We start from the raw sequence: 15862 nt of genomic DNA, 5'->3' as shown, positions 1-15862 counted from the left end.
TGGCCGTGACGCTCAGTGTCGCGAGGAGTGTCGTCCTCGCCGAATGGCAAGCGGTGTGGGTCTCCGCGCAGCAACGCCCGACGGTTGAATCGACCGGGTGGGCGGCGCAAGGGTTCACGAATCAGACTGTCCGTCAGGTGATTCGGGTCAGCGCGGGCGGTGATGCGATCCGCGTTCGTTTGTCGAACGTCTACGGCGACAGGCCGTTGGAGGTGGCGGGCGCGACCATTGCCAGATCGGCGGGTGGGGCAGCGGTGGTGCCGGATACGGTGCGGCCCTTGACAATGGGACTCGGATCGAGCTTTCGGATCGCGGCCGGAGCCGAGGCGGCCACCGACCCGGTGCTATTGCCGATCGCACCATTCGACTCTCTCACGGTCACCTTGTATCTCGCCGATCCCACCGGCCCGGCGACCCACCACGCGCAGGCGCTCGCCACCAGCTATCTCGCCGACGGCGACCGTCGCGCGGATTCGGTGGCGGACGCCTTCACCGAAACGTCCCGATCCTGGTACTACCTGTCCGGTGTCGACGCGTTTGCGATGACGCCCCGGCGCGACGCCGTGGTGGCGTTCGGTGATTCGATCACCGACGGCTACGCATCGAGTACGGATACGAACAGTCGCTATCCCGACCTGCTCGCTGATCAGCTCGCGGCCCAGGGGCTTTCCCGCCCGGTACTGAACGCGGGCATCAGCGGCAACCGGGTGACCGTCGACTCGGCACTACTCGGCGACAGCGCACTGTCCCGACTTCATCGTGATGTGCTGACGCAGCCCGGAGTGGGCACCGTGCTCATCTTGGCGGGTATCAACGACATCGGACTGAGCGACTCCGAGGACCCTATCGGCGCACCGCGCACCACGGTGTCCGCCGGCCGACTCATCGATGGCTATCGCGAACTCATTCGGCAGTCCCGCGCCGCAGGTGTCGAGGTCATCGGTGCGACGATGCTGCCGTTTCACGGGTCGCCGTACTACAGCGAGGAGGGGGAGCGGATTCGGCAGACCGTCAATACCTGGATTCGCACCGCGGGCGCGTACGACGCGGTCATCGACCTCGACATGGTGATGTCCGCACCGAACGACCCTCGAAGGCTGAACCCCGCCTTCGACAGTGGGGACCACCTACACCCGAGCGACGCCGGCTACCGCGCCATGGCGGCGGCCGTAGTCGCCCGGCTGTTCGACGGCCGCGGTCGATGAAACGGGCGACCGGCCGACCGCTTAGCGGGTGTTGCGAGCGGTCCGTCGTGGCGAGGGTTGCAGGCCGTGCCTGATGGCATTGGCGGCATCGATGCCGTAGACGAAATCGGCGAATGTTTCGCGCAGGGTGCGCAGGTACCTGGGAAGTGTGAAGTGCATACGGCCATGCTGCTCGTTTCGGGCAGCGTCGACGAGTGTCGCTAACGACACTCTTCGCTAAGATTTGGCCATGAGCAGCATGCGGAGACCGACGGTGTCGGTACTGGCCTATGACGGCATGACCGCTTTCGAAACCGGGATTGTGACCGAGGTGTTCGGGTTGGTCTGGCCCGATATCGACGCGGACTGGTACGAACTGACCATTTGCACCGAGGATCGGCAGCCGGTCCGGATGATCGGTGGCGCCACGCTGTCGTCACCGCACGGTCTCGACGACCTGGCCGCCGCCGATACCGTGATCGTGCCCAGCGTCGCGGATCCGGCCGCCGAGTCGTCGCCGGAGTTGGTGGCGGCGCTGCGGCTGGCCCACCAGCGAGGCTCCCGGGTGGTGTCGATCTGCTCCGGCGCGTTCGCCCTGGCGGCCGCGGGGCTGCTGGACGGGCGGCGGGCCACCACCCATTGGCGCTATGCCGACCAGCTGCGGCGGCGCTATCCGGCGATCGAGGTCGACCCGCGTCCGCTCTTTGTCGACGACGGTGCCGTACTGACCAGCGCCGGCTGCGCGGCCGGCCTCGATCTGTGCCTGCACATCGTCCGCACCGACTTCGGGGCCGCCATCGCCAATGCGGTCGCCCGCCGCCTGGTGGTCCAGCCACACCGGGAAGGCGGCCAGGCGCAGTACATCGAGGCGCCGGTGGTCGCGGATGCCGACGATGACCGGGTGGCGAGCAGTATGACCTGGGCGCGGCGGCACCTGGCCGAGCCGATCACGGTCGACCTGCTGGCGAGTAAGGCGCACATGTCGACCAGGACGTACCTGCGCCACTTCAACCGCTGCGCCGGTACCAGCCCGATCCGCTGGCTGATCGGCCAGCGGATCCAGGCCAGCCTGGCACTGCTGGAGACCACCGACATGCCCGTCGAGCGGATCGCCGCGACCGTCGGCTTCGACACCCCGGTCACCTTCCGCCACCACTTCCACGCCGCCATGCACACGTCTCCGTCCGCCTACCGCCGCACCTTCCGCGCGCCCGCTGTCGGCTGAACCGGTGGCTCCTAGCTGTTATCGCAGCTGTGCGACAACAGCTTTCGTAGCCTCCGCGATCAAGGCATCGTCCGGGTCGGCGCTCTCGGTCGCGTGGGTGGACAGCACCGCGATCACAATCGGCGCGGTACCGTCCGCCGGCCAGGTGACCGCCACGTCATTGGCCGTTCCGTACGGGCCGCTGGTGCCGGTCTTGTCGCCGGTCTGCCAGTCGCCGGGCAGGCCCGCCCTGATACGGCTGTCACCGGTTGTATTGGCGCGCAACCATTCCGTCAATTGCTGCCGCTCCGGCTCGGGCAATGCGTCACCGAGCACCAGGGCCTGATAGTCGCCCGCGATCGCCGCCGCAGTGGTGGTGTCCCGCTCATCGCCGGGCATCGCCGTATTGAGTTCCGGTTCCCAGCGATCCAGTCGCGTGACCTCGTCGCCGATGCTCCGGGCGAATTCGGTGACGGCCTGCGGTCCACCCAGCAGCTTCAGGACTTCATTGATCGCGGCGTTATCGCTGTAAGTGATTGCCGCATCACATAATTCGAGCACCGACATGCCGGTGTCGATACGTTTACCGGTGACCGGCGAATAATCCGCCGCGGCGGCATCCGCCTCGGTGAAATGGATGATCTGGTCGAAGTATCCGGTGCTGAGCGGGTGAGCGCGCAGCAGTGCGGCGCACGCGAGCGTCTTGAAGGTCGACAGCATGGGGGATCGCTCGTCCTGACGGGTGCCGACGGTCGTGCCGGAGCCGGTATCGATGGCGAACACCCCGAGGCGCGCGTCATGCTGCCGCTCCAGATCGGTCAACCGGGTGTCCGCGGGCGCCCTGTTCGCGGGTGCGGACGATGCGGGGGCCGGGTCCGTCGAGGTGGTCCCGCACGCGACGAACAACGGCAGCAGCGCCGCCATCACTACAGCGAATCTCGGGTGGGCCGATGTCAGGCCTTTCCTGCTCTGTGTCATGGCGATACGACAACACGGAATCGGCACGACTGTCCAAGACCACGCCGGGACGAACCCGATATGTGAACGGATATCACCGCAGCGTGAATGCCCCGCGGGGAGGCGGCACGGCTACCCAGACGTATGGCGCCGCGGTACTGCGCTTAAGCTCCTGCTCCTATGGCCCTCAGCGCAACACTGCACAACTTCGCCATCCAACTGGCCGATATCGACCGCGGCGTCTACCAGGACCTGGAGTTGCGGTTGGCGCGTCACCCGTCGGAGAACGACGAGTTCATGCTGACGCGGTTGCTGGCCTACTGCCTCGAATACGAGGACGGCATTACCTTCAGTGATGGTGGAGTGTCGTCCACCGATGAGCCCGCGGTGCTGGTGCGCGACCTCACCGGTCGTATCACCGCATGGATCGAGGTCGGCGCTCCGGACGCGGACCGAGTGCACCGTGGCAGCAAACTCGCCGACCGCACCGCCATCTACACCCACCGCGACCCCGCCAAGGTCCTGGCCCAACTCCCGGGCAAGAAAATCCATCGCGCCGAAACGATTCCGCTCTACAGCTTCGACCGCGACTTCATCGACGCCGCGGTGGCCGCGATCGGCCGCCGCAACACCGTAACCCTGTCGGTCACCGAGCGCGCGCTGTATCTCGACATCAACGGTACGAGCGTCAGTAGCGCGGTCGAAGAACACCGCCTCGGCTAGCGCCGCATTCGGGTCATACGCTGACCGTCACCGCACTATTGATCGCTTCGCCCAGTCGCGCGGCATGCCCGAACCGAACGTAGTCGTCGGTGTGGCGACCATCGATCAGGTAGCCGCGCGCGAAAGCGATTGCGCCACCCCAGCTCTGGAAGTTCTCCGGTGACCACCAGTCCTGCATTTGCCGCTGGATCGCGACATCGACCAGGCTCTGGCCCCAGCGCAGCACCGCCTCCGGTCCGGTCAATGTGAAGTACTGCGACAGATCGGCAATGGACCGCAACGGATTACCCGGCGGCAGCGCGGTGATCGGATCACCGGGCGCCGCGGACCAATACGTGGGGATTCGATCGATGTGCCGTTCCCCGGCAATGCCGTAACCACCCGGATCGGGATCGAGAAACCTGCCCGCCGGGCGTAGCGGGTCGGCGATGAGCGCACAGGCGAGCACTTCCATCTCGGGTCGGCGCCCCTGGCCGATCTCGGCGGCGAGGTCGCCGGCGATGATCGCGCCCTGCGAGTAGCCCGCGAGGATGACCCGGTTGTCGGTGCCGTGCACCGCGTCGACGAGGGCTGCGGCACCCGCCGCACGACTGTCGGCGAAAGTGGTCTGCCGCCCGTAATCGGCTGGGTACGGCACCATTCGGGTGGTGAACCGGCCGGGGTCGAGGGCGTGGGCGAAGGCATCGGTCACGGGGTGTCCGTGCGGTGCCCAGGTACCGCCGACAATGAGGACGTCGATCATGCGGTACCGCCCAGCTCGAGCTTCTCCAAGCGGGTGCGAATGTCGGCGATGGCCTCGACCAGCGTCAGACCGTCGAGTTGTGGCCAGCCCGCGTATTGCCCGGCGTCGCGCTGCCCGTGCCCGCACAGCTGCTCGCGAACATCCTTGATATCGCTGCCGATCGGCCCGCAGAACGCGGTAATGAATTCCTGAATCTGTTCGACTTCCGCCGCACTCATCGGTGCGCCCCCTTCTATGAATCCTTGTACGGCCCGCCGAAACTCGTGCATATCGAGTCCGGCGGGGTCGATCTTTCCCTCGCTGCTGTATTCGCGATGCGCCACGCAATCGGCTGCATCCCGGCCGATTCGGCGCAGAATCGCCGCCGTCCCACGCTGATAGGCATCGATCTGCTGGGACGTCCAATCGAATGGCTCCCGTCCACGGGACACCGCTTCGATTCCGATGACGTGATAGTTGGCGTTATCGGTAGGCCACCCGGGCCAACTGCCCCGCCCGGCATGCCAGCACACGCCCGCCGCGATCACCCGATAGGTGCCGTCCTTCTCCAGGACGAGCTGCGCGAGCGGTCCGGGCAGTTTCGGCTCGCCGTCCCGTACGTACCGCCAATCATTCGGGTTGCCACCGCCGGTGTGATGGCACAGCACCCCGCGGATATCGCGGAAATCCCCGTGTCCTCGTTCCCGCCATCCGTCGTGCTCGATTACGTGTAGGCCCTCGGCACGTAAGACGTCCGCGAGCCAGACCGGGTCACCGGTCCAAGACATGACGGTGCCGAGTTATAGTGCCCTGCAATGAAATAGCTGAATTACATAGCTGCATAGCCGACGTATCCCCCCGAAAGAATGTGTTCCCTGCGGCGAACCGCATCGGTGAAAAGTTCTACCATGAAAAACGCACGCGTGCAGCTCGATTCAGCAAAAGCCGTAGTCGCGTGCTATGAGTTGTGCTGTGGTGGATGCGAATACGATGCAAACGGTGGGGCCTCCCGGCGATGACGATCCGGTAGGGGCGCGGCTGAACGATCAGCTCACCTGGTACCGGAACCAGGCCAAACGCGCGAAGCGTTCCTACACAACGGTGAAGGTGGTGCAGTTGCTGGTCGGTGCCACGGTGCCGGTCGTTGCCGCCATCTCCGCACCGGCGCTGCTGACGGCGAGTCTCGCCGCCGTGGTGGTCGTCGCCGAGGGAGCCGAGCAACTGTTCCAGTGGCACGCGAACTGGCTGCGGTACCGCTCCACCGCCGAATCCCTCAAACAGCAGAAACACTTATACCTCGCTGGCGCAGGACCGTACGGTGACGATGATCGTCGGCAGGTGTTGGCCGAACGGGTAGAGCGCGTCATTTCGCAGGAAACCGGCACTTGGCTCGCCGACGCCGAGCGCAGCGCACAGACGCCTCGACAGTAGGCGTGGCAGGGGAGGGGCAAGTCGGTGACACGGATTTTCCTGAGTCATTCGAGTAAGGACAATGCCGCGGCAATCGCACTGCGGCAGTGGCTGATCGAGCAGGACCCGGGTCTGTCCGAGGATATATTCCTCGACCTGACCCGCGAGACCGGCATCCCGACGGGCATTCGCTGGAAGGACGCCCTGGTCCGCGCCAACGAACGCTGTGAAGCCGTCATCTGCCTGCTGTCGGCGCACTGGCAGGCCTCGCGTGAATGCGTCGTGGAGTACCGCACCGCCGAAAACCTCGGCAAACGCATCTTCAGTGCTCGCCTGGAACCATTGACCGAAACCGATATCACCCGCGAATGGCAGCGGTGTGACCTCTTCGGGGACGGCCCGCGCACCGAAATCGTCGTACCCGGTTACGACACCGTGGTTTTCCGCACCGAGGGCCTGTACCGCCTGTTGGACGGTTTGCGCACGGCGGGACTTGGTGCGCAACACTTTCCGTGGCCGCCAGCGAGTGACCCGGACCGCTCGCCCTACCGCGGCTGGCAGCCTTTCGAAGCCATCGACGCCGCCGTGTATTTCGGCCGTGACGCCCAGATCGTGCGCGGTATGGACCTGCTGCGTGGAATGCGCGCTGAGGGCCGCCCGTCGGTGTTCGCGATCCTCGGCCCCTCCGGCACCGGCAAATCCTCGTTCCTGCGGGCGGGTCTACTCCCGCGCCTGGTCCGCGACGACCGCCGGTTCGTTGTGCTCGACATCGTGCGCCCGGAACGGGCGGCGCTCACCGGCGCTCGGGGTCTGGCGGCCGCGATCCACGGCACCCGCACTCGGCTCGGGATCAGCGGCCCGTCGCTGGGCGATATCAAAACCGCACTGCCGCAGCGTAACGACCTGGTCCGGGAGTGGCTGTCGGAGATCGCGCTCGCCGCCCACGACCGGTTGATCGACTCCGATGCCGCCCAGCCCATCCCGGTGCTGTCCATCGATCAAGCCGAGGAACTCTTCGGCGCCGACGCCGGAATCGAGGGCGAACAGCTCCTCGACCTACTCGCTCAGATCCTCACCGGCCCCGACCCGGCACCGCTGCTGGTCACCCTGACCGTGCGCACCGACCGCTACGAGTTGTTCCAAACGGCACCGCAATTCGCCGACGTCGACACCCTCGTATTCGATCAGCTGAAACCCCTGCCCCGCACCCGGTTCCGCGAAGTGATCACAGGACCCGCCGGTCGGGCCACCGCCGCGGGTCATCGCCTCGACATCGAACCCGCCCTGGTCGACAAACTCCTGTCCGACTGCACCGAGGGCGCGGATACATTGCCGCTGCTGGCCCTCACCCTGTCCCGGCTGTACCAGGACTACGGCGACGACGGGGTGCTGACCCTGGACGAGTACCTCGCGATGGGCGGGATGAGCCGTGTGGTGCGCACCGAAATCGATGACGAGCTCGCCAGCGACCCCGTCGAGCGCCGCGCGCAGCTGAAAGTGCTTCGGAGCGCCTTTATTCCATGGCTGGCCACCATCAACCCCGACAACGACCAGCCGCTGCGCCGCATCGCCCGCTGGAACGACCTCCCCGCCGACAGCCGCCCGCTCATCGACCTGCTGGTCGAGGCCCGCCTGATGGTGAAGGACCATCGCAATGGCGAAACCGTCGTCGAGGTGGCGGTGGAAAGTCTGCTGCGCCAGTGGGACGAGCTCGCGGGGTGGCTGCGCGAGCGGGCGGATGCGCTGAAAGACGCTGACGCACTCGAACAGTCGGCGCTCGCCTGGGAACGCAACGAGCACGATGAGGCCTGGCTGCTCGAAGGCACCCGGCTCATCGAAGCCGAAACGCTGGCAACCGAACCCGGCTTCCGGGAGCGCTTGGCACCGGTCCGCGGCTATATCACCGCATCTCGGACGCGGGAGAACGAACGCGCTGACATCGAGAAACGTCGCCAGCGGGAAGAATTGCGCGCTGCCAAGGAACGCCAAGAGTCCGCGGAGGCACTCGCCGCCGCGTCGTCGCGAGCCGAACGAAAAGCGCAGGAACACGCCGCGGCCATCCGGACGCAGTCCCGGGGGCTCCTGGCCCTCGCGGTGATCTCGCTCGTGATCACTCTGGTCGCGGTGCTCGGTTTCGTGCAGGCGCGCGACGCGAAGAATGATGCGCAGGCACGCGCGCGTGAAGCACTGGCGTTGCAGCTCATTGTGCAGAGCAAAGCCATGGTCAGCGGCCCGCAGGGCGGAGGATCCGTGCTGGCGTTTCAACTGGTCGTCACCGCGCTCGAATTATCCGCGCATGAGCGGGTTCGTGCCGCTGCCGCCGATTTGTTGTACGCGAACCTGGATCTTCGATGGATGAATGAGCTGGAGCCAATCCGCAGCGTGGCGTTCAGCCCCAACGGCAACCGCATCGTGACGGGTACCAGGGGTGGGACGGTCCATGCTCTCGATGCACGGACTGGTCAGGCCGCCGGTGCGTCGTCGACCGGTGTGGAAGGCCCGGCACGCGCCTTCAGTCCAGACGGGAGTCGGGTCGCGGTGTGGGATTCGGGATTTCGAGTGCTGGACACCCGAACAGGACAAACCCTGTATCAATCAGCGGCCGATGTCGGCTGGTTTGCCGTCACGTTCAGCTCAGATGGCGAGCGTATTGCGTACGCCGACGAGAATCAGGCGATTCGGGTGGTGGATATCGGTACGGGCCGGTTGGTGGTCGGGCCCCTGGGAGGTGTCCCCACCGGGTTGGATTCGGCGTTCGGGGTGTCGAACTTGGTGTTCAGCCCAGATGGCAACCGTATTGCCTCCGTAGGGGAGGCAATACGTGTGTGGGACGTCGATACCGGAGAGACGGTCACCGTGTTGGATGTCGCGACCGCGACTTCCGTGGCATTCGACTCCGATGGGAGGCGGATCGTTGCAGGCACGTTCGACGGTTCGATCAGAGTATGGGATATCGACGCAGCGGAGCTGATCGGTGTAGGCGCGGACGTTCGTACCGGAGGCGCCAGTGCCGTCGCTTTCAGTCCGGACGGGAGGCGGCTCGTGTCGGGCGGCGATGACGGGACGATTGGCATGTGGCAGATCATCGAGGACGACGAGGGGCAGCCGAGAGATGTGCGGAAGGCTGCCGAGCCGCTGACCGGTCACATCGGTGCGGTTGCGGCGGTCGGGTTCGATCCCGGCGGCCAGAGAATTGTTTCCGGTGGAGCAGACGGAACGGTCCGGGTGTGGGAGCCCCCATTCGGACGGTTCCAGATCGAGGGAACGGCCCATCTCGAACGCTCGCTACGGACACTCATGTTCAGCCCCGATGGCTCACGAATGATCGCGGTCGACGATAGCGGGATGGGGCATGCGTGGGATGCGCGCAGCGGTCAGGTCGTGAGCCCACTCTCGGGTGTGCGTGTCCGCGACGTCCGCGGGGATGTGGAATGGAAGTCGTCGGCGTTCAGTGCGGACGGTAGCAGGGTGGCGGCCGTGTCATTTGACGACTTCGTGTACGTGTGGAATTTCGATACGGGCACCCTGGTTACGGAGCCTGTGCGGGTTCCCGGAGTGGGGTTGCTATCCATCGCGTTCGGCCAGGGCAACCGGATCTTGGCCACAATCACAACGCGTGGTTTGGTCCAGGTCGTCGCGGTCGACTCCGGGCAGTCGATCGGCGATCCGACGACCAACCACGGTGGCGGCTATGTCTGGACACACCTCAGTGTGGACGGCAAATGGCTCGCCACGGCCGATAGTGAAGGTCGGGTTCGGATCTGGGATGTCGAGACCGGTCGAAGTGAGGGGCAGCCGATCACCCCGCAGTCCCGGCTGAGCACTCTCGCCGTCAGTGCCGATGGTGAGCGTGTTGTGACCGGTGGGAACGATGGCCGGGTATGGATCTGGGATATCGAGACCGGTCGGACTGTGGTCGGGCCGATGTCCGGCCATCTCGACTCTGTGAGAAAAGCCGCCTTCAGTCCGAATGGCAAGTGGTTGGTCACTATTGGCGAAGATGGAACAGTTCGACTGTGGGACGCTGACACCGGAAGCTCCATGGGTAGCTCGCAACCCAGTTCGGACCCTCTCTCGGATGTCGTCGCTTTTCATCCGGACAGTGGGGCGTTCGCCACGGCCGATATCGGCGGGATCGTCCGAGTGTGGCCGGTGTTCGAATCCGTCACGGCGGAGCTTTGTGGCAAGCTGACCGCGAACCTCAGCCGAAAGAACTGGCGCGAATGGGCTTCCGCGGAGTTCGACTACCACCAATCGTGTCCCGACCTACCGATCGCTCCGGATGGGCCCTGACCGGACGCGCGGTATCGAGTTCAGTCGTCCGCGCGGGCGTGACGTCCATGTCCACCCGACGGGGTTGCCCGCGTCGGCCACGTGGTGGGGTCGGCCCAATTCGGCACAATGGGTGTTCGGACCCGGGGGAGTTGCACGGTGGGGGCGTCGAATTCGCTCTGGAGCTGGGCGATGAAGGCGTCGAGACTGCTGTAGCGGGCCAGGATTTCCGATAGCAGTCGCTGCGCGTCGGTGCTCGCCGCGATCACCTCCGTCATCTGTCCTCCACCCTCGTCGAGTGCGTGCGCCTCGCCCCCGATCGGTGCGATCCCGTGGGACACCGACCGCACCGGCGGGCGCTGGGAGTCACAGGGGCACTGTGAAGTCGCCCGCCGGTGGCGGTGTATCGCGGGTACAACGTCGGTCCTGCTGCGGGACAGGACCGGGGGCCGCTTGGGCGTGCGACCCCGGGCATCGGCGAACATGGAGGCTGCCAGCAAATAGCGGTGGTGCGGCCGGGAGCCCGCTCCACCGAACCTCATGATCGGAATGCCCATCGACACCGTAACGGTGACACCTTGGTGGACAATGGTTTGCAGGCGTATTGGCGCAGAATGTCAGCGAGATATGGCACGTGAGGTCATAGGGTTTCCGGGAATTCGCTAACCGGACGGTCCTTCTCGTTACCGGGCTACGGGCGGCGGGGAACCTGCTGGCAGGCAAAGGATTCGGCCGCGCTCCGCGATCGGCGGTCAGGTCCGATCGCCGGAGGTCTGTTTCGGCGCGGTGAGCGCTGCGGCGTAGACCGACACGATGTCGGTGGTGTGCCGGGATTGGCGCGGCTCGTCGGCGTGGGCCGCCAGGGCCTTGCGCATCGCCGGTAGACGTGCTCGATCCTGGGCGAGGGCCGTCAGGGTGGTGGCGAGTGATCGCACCGACGGATCGAGTGCGCGGACACCGCCGGCGTCGGGCACGGTTTCGGAGAGTTCGGGATCGCAGTAGACGACCGGGAGGCCCATGGCCACCGCTTCCAACAGCACCATGCCCTGGGTATCGCAGTCGGAGGTGAGCAGCAGGAGGTCGTGGTCACGCATGGCGGCGAGGCAGTCGGCCTGGTCGACCACACCGTGCAGGTGGACGCGATGGTTCAGGCTCGCGTCGGCGACCGCCGCGCGGGTGCGGTCGGCGAGGGGGCCGCTGCCGTAGATGTCCAGGGTGCAGTCCTCGACCAGGCGCGCCACCTCGATCGCCTCGAGCGGACGCTTCTCCGCCGACAGGCGACCGCACCACAGTGCCCGCAGCGGCGCCCCCGTATTCGTCGTCGGATCACCCGCGTCGCGGAGACGGTCGAGTAGTGCGTCCTCGATGCCGTTCGACACCACATGAATCGGACGGTCCACGCCGCGGGCGGCCAAGCGGCGGGCGAAGTGTCGGGTCGGGACGATCACCCGATCGGACGCCTGAGCCTGGGCGATGAGCGGCCGCCAGGCGAGCCGGGCGACTCGGCCGTCACCGGCGTAGGCCGGTTGGCGGCGCAGCGGCACGAACCAGCCGTGCAGTAACCGCATGGTCAGGGCGGCGAGATACGGTACGGGTGAATACTTTTCGATGACCGTGTCATCGCGGCTCTGCATGGTCTGGACGATCGGGATGTCATGCCTGCGGGCGGCGCGTACGCCCGAGATCCCGCAGCCGTAGGTCGTCAGGGAATGCACGATATCGATCTGGCCGCGTTCGGCGAACGCGGCATCGATCAAGCGTCGATTGGCGCGGGTCGGGAGCACCACCGGCAGTCCGTTCGACATCGCGAGCCCCGGCATCGCCGCGAGTATGACCGTATCGGGATCGGCCACCGTGGAACCCGGTGCGGGCGGGCAGAATACGGTCACTCGGTGCCCACGGCCGCGCAGGTCGTCGCACAGGGCTCGCATCGCGGTTTGGACGCCGCCGAGCGTGGCCGGGTGGAAGTCGGTGAAGAATGCGACGTGTACGCGATCGGCCATGGCTCAGGCCGATGCCGAGAGCGCGAGTTTTTCCACCGCGTCCGCCGTAGCCGCGATCCCGTTCTCGGCGGCGACCACCCGACCGAGTTCCGCGGCGCGGCTGCGTGCCTCGGGTGTCAAGGTCGCGACCAGTGCGTCGTGCAGGCGGTCCTCGGTGAGCTTCGGATACGGGAAGTCGGCCCCGATGCCCAGCGCCGACATCCGCCAGCCGTAGAAGAACTGGTCACTGTGCACCCCGATCACCACCGCGGGCAGACCGGCGCGCAAGACATCGTGCGAGTTCCCACTGCCACCGTGATGGACGACCGCGCGACACCGCGGCAGGATTCGGTCGTAGTCGAAGGAATCCAGCACCAACAGCTTCCGGTCGTAGCCGATACCGCGCGGGAAGCCCTCGCCCTTGACGGCGACCAGCGCGCGGGCGCCGAGGCGGCGGCAGACGGCGGCGATCAGATCGCAGGAACCGACGGGGTCCAGGATCGGCATACCGGTCAGGCAGAAGTAGATCGGGGGCTCACCCTCGTCGAGCCATTCGGCCAGCGCCGGATCGACTTTCGACTCACCCCACGCCTCGCGCATATGCGAGGGCAGTATCGGGGCGCCGACAACGGTCGAACGGTCCGGCCAGTCGGCCGGTTTCGGCAACAGCACCGGACTCACCATATGTACCAGCGGAATACCGTCCTCGCGAATGCGGCGGAACGGATTACGGGGCTTACCGGGATTGCCCATCATTTCGCGCACCCGCCGATCCATCTTGCGATATGCCACGCCGTAGGCGATTTCGAACGCCGAGTAGCTGGCCAGCCGGAGTCGGCGCGACGAGATCATCTGCTTGACCATGAACGACGACGGGAACTCGGCGGTGCGGTCGAGCGGATACGGCAGACCACCGATCACGGTCTGGCCGGTCTGCTCCCGGCGCTCCATGGCCCACGGCAGGGTCGAGGCGCAGGACACGATCACATCGGCGGATTCGCATGCGCCGCTGAGGACCTCGTGCATGCGCTCGCCGCGCTCGCCCGCCATGATCTTGACGGTATCGAGCATGATCTGCAGGAACGGCAGCGGATTGCCGGAGGACAGACCACGTTTCGCGGCGGGCGATTCCAGCAGTTCGGCGGAGTTGAACGGGATGACATGCGGTTCGAAGCCCGAACGCCGCACCACATCGGCGTAGTTCTCGGTGGCGGTCATCTCGACATGGTGTCCGCGCGAGCGCAATTCATCGGCCAGGGCGAGATACGGCTGATGATCACCCCGGGTTCCTGCCGTCAACAATGCGATACGCATACTCTCGACTCCGTTCGTACTCTTGTTAGTGTCTGCTGATGACCGAAGACAAACGCTCCGGCCTTCGCATCGGGATCCTGGGTGCCGCCACAATCGCGCCCGCGTCGGTGATCAAACCGGCCGAACGGAATCCGGAGGTCGTGATCGCGGCGGTCGCGGCCCGAGACCGGTCGCGGGCGGAGCGGTTCGCCCGCAAGCACGGCATCGCGCAGGTCTACGACAGCTATCAGGCGCTGATCGACGCACCCGAACTCGACGCCGTCTACATTCCGCTGCCCAATGGCCTGCACGGTCGCTGGACCCGCGCCGCCGTGCGGGCGGGCAAGCATGTGCTGTGCGAGAAACCGTTCACCGCCAATGCCGCAGAGGCGCGTGAGATCGCCGCGCTGGCAGACGATTCCGATCGCGTGGTGATGGAGGCGTTCCACTACCGCTACCACCCGTTGATGCTGGCCGCCGAGAAGATCATCGCCTCCGGTGAACTGGGCAGACTGGTGCGAGTGGAAGCCGCATTGAGTTTCCCGCTGCCGAAGTTCTCCGATATTCGCTACGACTACGACCTCGCGGGCGGCGCGCTGATGGATGCGGGCTGCTACGCCGTGCACATGGCCCGGGTACTGGGGGGTGAGAATCCGGAAGTGGTTGCCGCGCGTGCGAAAGTGCGCGACCCGCGCATCGACCGTGCCATGACCGCGGAGCTGCGCTTCCCATCCGGGCATACCGGTCGCGTTCGGTGCTCGATGTGGTCGTCGGATGTGCTGCGCATCGGCGCGACCGTGACCAGTGAGCGCGGCCGGATGCGCCTGATCAATCCGGTGCTGCCGCAGCTGGGACATGTGCTGTCGGTGCGTACGGAAAACGGCAGGCGGATACGGCGGTTCGGTAGCCGTGCCTCCTACGACTACCAACTCGACGCCTTCGCCGCCGCGGTACTGCGCGGTGAGCCGATAGCCACCACGCCGAGCGATGCCGTGGACACCATGGCTGTCATCGATGCCATCTACCAAGCTTCCGGCCTGCCCCTACGCCAACCGAGCTGACGTCTCGTCGAGGAAATCGACGATGTACCCGAATACGTCCAGGGCCGCACCCCGGCCGATGAAGGTATCGAGGTGGCCGTAGGAGGGGATTTCGGTGTAGCGGACGTCGACGCCCGGGTTGCGTGCTGAAAGTACCTCGTAGCACAGCCTATTGGAATCGAGCCAGGCCGCGTTGCGGCTGCCGGACAGCAGTAGGACCGGACAGTCGATGCGATCGGCCTGATCGAGGGCGTTCTGCGGAAGCGCGCTGTAGCGCTCGTCGTCGATATTCCAGCGCAGGACCGCGTGCGCCAACTCCATCTGCCGCAGATGGGGCAGCACCGACAGCGGTATCGCACCGAACAGATCGGCCAAACGGTCGTGGGTGCGGGCGTCGAGGTGGTCGTGTTCGAACAGCTTGGTGCCCATTCCCCAGCCGCCGTGGACCATCCGGCAGGTCGGGTCGGGGCAGTCGCCCTTGCGGGACAGTGCGGCGTAGAGCAGGGTGCGGCGGTTCCAGAGTCCGACCTTGCGGAAGTCGGATTCGATATGGGTGACGCGGGAGCCCATGAGTTCGCTGCCGACCAGTACCCGCATGCGCGCCGATGTGCTGACCTTCGGGGTCAGGAAGACGCCCTGCGCGACCACACCCGCCAGGCCGGGAAGCAGTCCGCCCGTCATGCTCAACGCCAGTGCGAGCGCGCCGATGCAGTGCGCGACGACGAACAGCGGCCGGTCGCCGATGCGCTCCCTGATCTGTGCGACCGCCGCCGGGAGGTCGTAGAGCGCGACATCGTCGAAGGTGTAGGGCCGCCCGGATGTGTTGTGGGGCAGGCGGGAACTGCCGCGCCAGTCGAGTAGCCACGATTGATAGCCCGCATCGGCGAGCGCGTCGGTCACATTGCGAATCTCGGGGAGGGCGAACATCTCCGACGACACCCCGTGACCGTGCACCAGCAGTACCGCGGGTGCGTCAGCGGGGCCGACGCGACGCAGGCGCAGGTCGACACCGTCGGCGGTACGGAAGGAAATCAACTCTCCGGCATCGAGTTCCGGGCTGGTGGAACGCATATCGG

The 15862-nt window shown here is 66.2% G+C and carries 14 protein-coding genes; 6 read left to right on the top strand and 8 right to left on the bottom strand.

Translation table 11 applies throughout. The features are described 5' to 3' along the window. A partial coding sequence (locus tag NU1_RS11730) for an SGNH/GDSL hydrolase family protein (RefSeq protein ID WP_218027824.1) occupies window positions 1-1205 on the top strand: 1205 nt, incomplete at its 5' end. A 21-nt stretch (window positions 1206-1226) separates the two neighbouring features. Here NU1_RS11730 and NU1_RS41310 read toward each other — a convergent pair. Beyond that, the gene (locus NU1_RS41310) at window positions 1227-1364 is read right to left on the bottom strand and encodes a hypothetical protein (RefSeq protein WP_157552111.1); all 138 of its coding nucleotides are present in this window, start codon (window positions 1362-1364) and stop codon (window positions 1227-1229) included. Between the two features lie 70 nt (window positions 1365-1434). On the opposite strand from NU1_RS41310, the gene NU1_RS11725 reads away from it, so the two are divergent. Next, window positions 1435-2409 (top strand): helix-turn-helix domain-containing protein, encoded by a 975-nt coding sequence (locus NU1_RS11725; RefSeq protein ID WP_212761183.1) that lies wholly within the window; start codon window positions 1435-1437, stop codon window positions 2407-2409. Window positions 2410-2427: 18 nt separating this feature from the next. Here the strand turns inward: NU1_RS11725 and bla are convergent, their stop codons facing one another. Further along, window positions 2428-3366 (bottom strand): class A beta-lactamase, encoded by a 939-nt coding sequence (bla, locus tag NU1_RS11720; protein WP_067520252.1) that lies wholly within the window; start codon window positions 3364-3366, stop codon window positions 2428-2430. 159 nt (window positions 3367-3525) lie between these two features. Here bla and NU1_RS11715 point away from each other — a divergent pair, with 159 nt between their 5' ends. After that, entirely contained in the window at window positions 3526-4068 is a 543-nt protein-coding gene (locus tag NU1_RS11715; protein ID WP_067520250.1) for a YaeQ family protein, read from the top strand. A 13-nt stretch (window positions 4069-4081) separates the two neighbouring features. Here NU1_RS11715 and NU1_RS11710 read toward each other — a convergent pair whose 3' ends face one another. Further along, window positions 4082-4810, bottom strand: a complete 729-nt coding sequence (locus tag NU1_RS11710; protein ID WP_067520248.1) for a PE-PPE domain-containing protein — start codon at window positions 4808-4810, stop codon at window positions 4082-4084. Next, window positions 4807-5577, bottom strand: coding sequence for a peptidoglycan recognition protein family protein (locus tag NU1_RS11705; RefSeq protein WP_067520246.1), 771 nt, complete (start codon window positions 5575-5577; stop codon window positions 4807-4809). The genes NU1_RS11710 and NU1_RS11705 overlap by 4 nt, the downstream gene beginning before the upstream one ends. 211 nt (window positions 5578-5788) lie before the next feature. Here NU1_RS11705 and NU1_RS11700 point away from each other — a divergent pair, with 211 nt between their 5' ends. Then, a complete protein-coding gene (locus NU1_RS11700) occupies window positions 5789-6220 on the top strand; it encodes a DUF4231 domain-containing protein (RefSeq protein WP_169815041.1) in 432 nt (143 codons plus the stop codon). Window positions 6221-6244: 24 nt separating this feature from the next. Continuing rightward, a complete protein-coding gene (locus NU1_RS11695; RefSeq protein WP_067520242.1) occupies window positions 6245-10492 on the top strand; it encodes an nSTAND1 domain-containing NTPase in 4248 nt (1415 codons plus the stop codon). Between the two features lie 20 nt (window positions 10493-10512). On the opposite strand, the gene NU1_RS11690 is transcribed toward NU1_RS11695, so the two are convergent. The 3 genes from NU1_RS11690 to NU1_RS11680 form a co-directional block, all read right to left on the bottom strand. After that, window positions 10513-10749 (bottom strand): hypothetical protein, encoded by a 237-nt coding sequence (locus NU1_RS11690; protein ID WP_157552110.1) that lies wholly within the window; start codon window positions 10747-10749, stop codon window positions 10513-10515. A gap of 474 nt (window positions 10750-11223) precedes the next feature. Then, a complete protein-coding gene (locus NU1_RS11685; protein ID WP_067520237.1) occupies window positions 11224-12474 on the bottom strand; it encodes a glycosyltransferase in 1251 nt (416 codons plus the stop codon). Between the two features lie 3 nt (window positions 12475-12477). Continuing rightward, window positions 12478-13767 (bottom strand): glycosyltransferase, encoded by a 1290-nt coding sequence (locus NU1_RS11680; RefSeq protein ID WP_067520235.1) that lies wholly within the window; start codon window positions 13765-13767, stop codon window positions 12478-12480. A 38-nt stretch (window positions 13768-13805) separates the two neighbouring features. Here NU1_RS11680 and NU1_RS11675 point away from each other — a divergent pair, with 38 nt between their 5' ends. Next, window positions 13806-14807: a Gfo/Idh/MocA family protein gene (locus tag NU1_RS11675; RefSeq protein ID WP_067520233.1), complete on the top strand. Its 1002-nt coding sequence runs from the start codon at window positions 13806-13808 to the stop codon at window positions 14805-14807. On the opposite strand, the gene NU1_RS11670 is transcribed toward NU1_RS11675, so the two are convergent. Next, window positions 14790-15857 (bottom strand): alpha/beta hydrolase, encoded by a 1068-nt coding sequence (locus tag NU1_RS11670; protein WP_067520266.1) that lies wholly within the window; start codon window positions 15855-15857, stop codon window positions 14790-14792. The two genes, NU1_RS11675 and NU1_RS11670, sit on opposite strands and share 18 nt — an antisense overlap. Window positions 15858-15862: the final 5 nt, after the last annotated feature.

Source organism: Nocardia uniformis NBRC 13702 (assembly GCF_001613345.1).
GTDB classification, from domain to species: domain Bacteria; phylum Actinomycetota; class Actinomycetes; order Mycobacteriales; family Mycobacteriaceae; genus Nocardia; species Nocardia uniformis.
This window is presented reverse-complemented; position numbering and strand designations above follow the sequence as displayed.

Excerpts from the sequence above, each read along its gene's own strand:
- NU1_RS11705 (WP_067520246.1), bottom strand. The coding sequence starts at position 5,577 with ATGTCTTGGACCGGTGACCCGGTCTGGCTCGCGGACGTCTTACGTGCC.
- NU1_RS11670 (WP_067520266.1), bottom strand. The coding sequence starts at position 15,857 with ATGCGTTCCACCAGCCCGGAACTCGATGCCGGAGAGTTGATTTCCTTC.
- NU1_RS11715 (WP_067520250.1), top strand. The coding sequence starts at position 3,526 with ATGGCCCTCAGCGCAACACTGCACAACTTCGCCATCCAACTGGCCGAT.
- NU1_RS11680 (WP_067520235.1), bottom strand. The coding sequence starts at position 13,767 with ATGCGTATCGCATTGTTGACGGCAGGAACCCGGGGTGATCATCAGCCG.
- NU1_RS41310 (WP_157552111.1), bottom strand. The coding sequence starts at position 1,364 with ATGCACTTCACACTTCCCAGGTACCTGCGCACCCTGCGCGAAACATTC.
- NU1_RS11690 (WP_157552110.1), bottom strand. The coding sequence starts at position 10,749 with ATGACGGAGGTGATCGCGGCGAGCACCGACGCGCAGCGACTGCTATCG.
- NU1_RS11725 (WP_212761183.1), top strand. The coding sequence starts at position 1,435 with ATGAGCAGCATGCGGAGACCGACGGTGTCGGTACTGGCCTATGACGGC.
- NU1_RS11710 (WP_067520248.1), bottom strand. The coding sequence starts at position 4,810 with ATGATCGACGTCCTCATTGTCGGCGGTACCTGGGCACCGCACGGACAC.
- NU1_RS11675 (WP_067520233.1), top strand. The coding sequence starts at position 13,806 with ATGACCGAAGACAAACGCTCCGGCCTTCGCATCGGGATCCTGGGTGCC.
- NU1_RS11685 (WP_067520237.1), bottom strand. The coding sequence starts at position 12,474 with ATGGCCGATCGCGTACACGTCGCATTCTTCACCGACTTCCACCCGGCC.
- bla (WP_067520252.1), bottom strand. The coding sequence starts at position 3,366 with ATGACACAGAGCAGGAAAGGCCTGACATCGGCCCACCCGAGATTCGCT.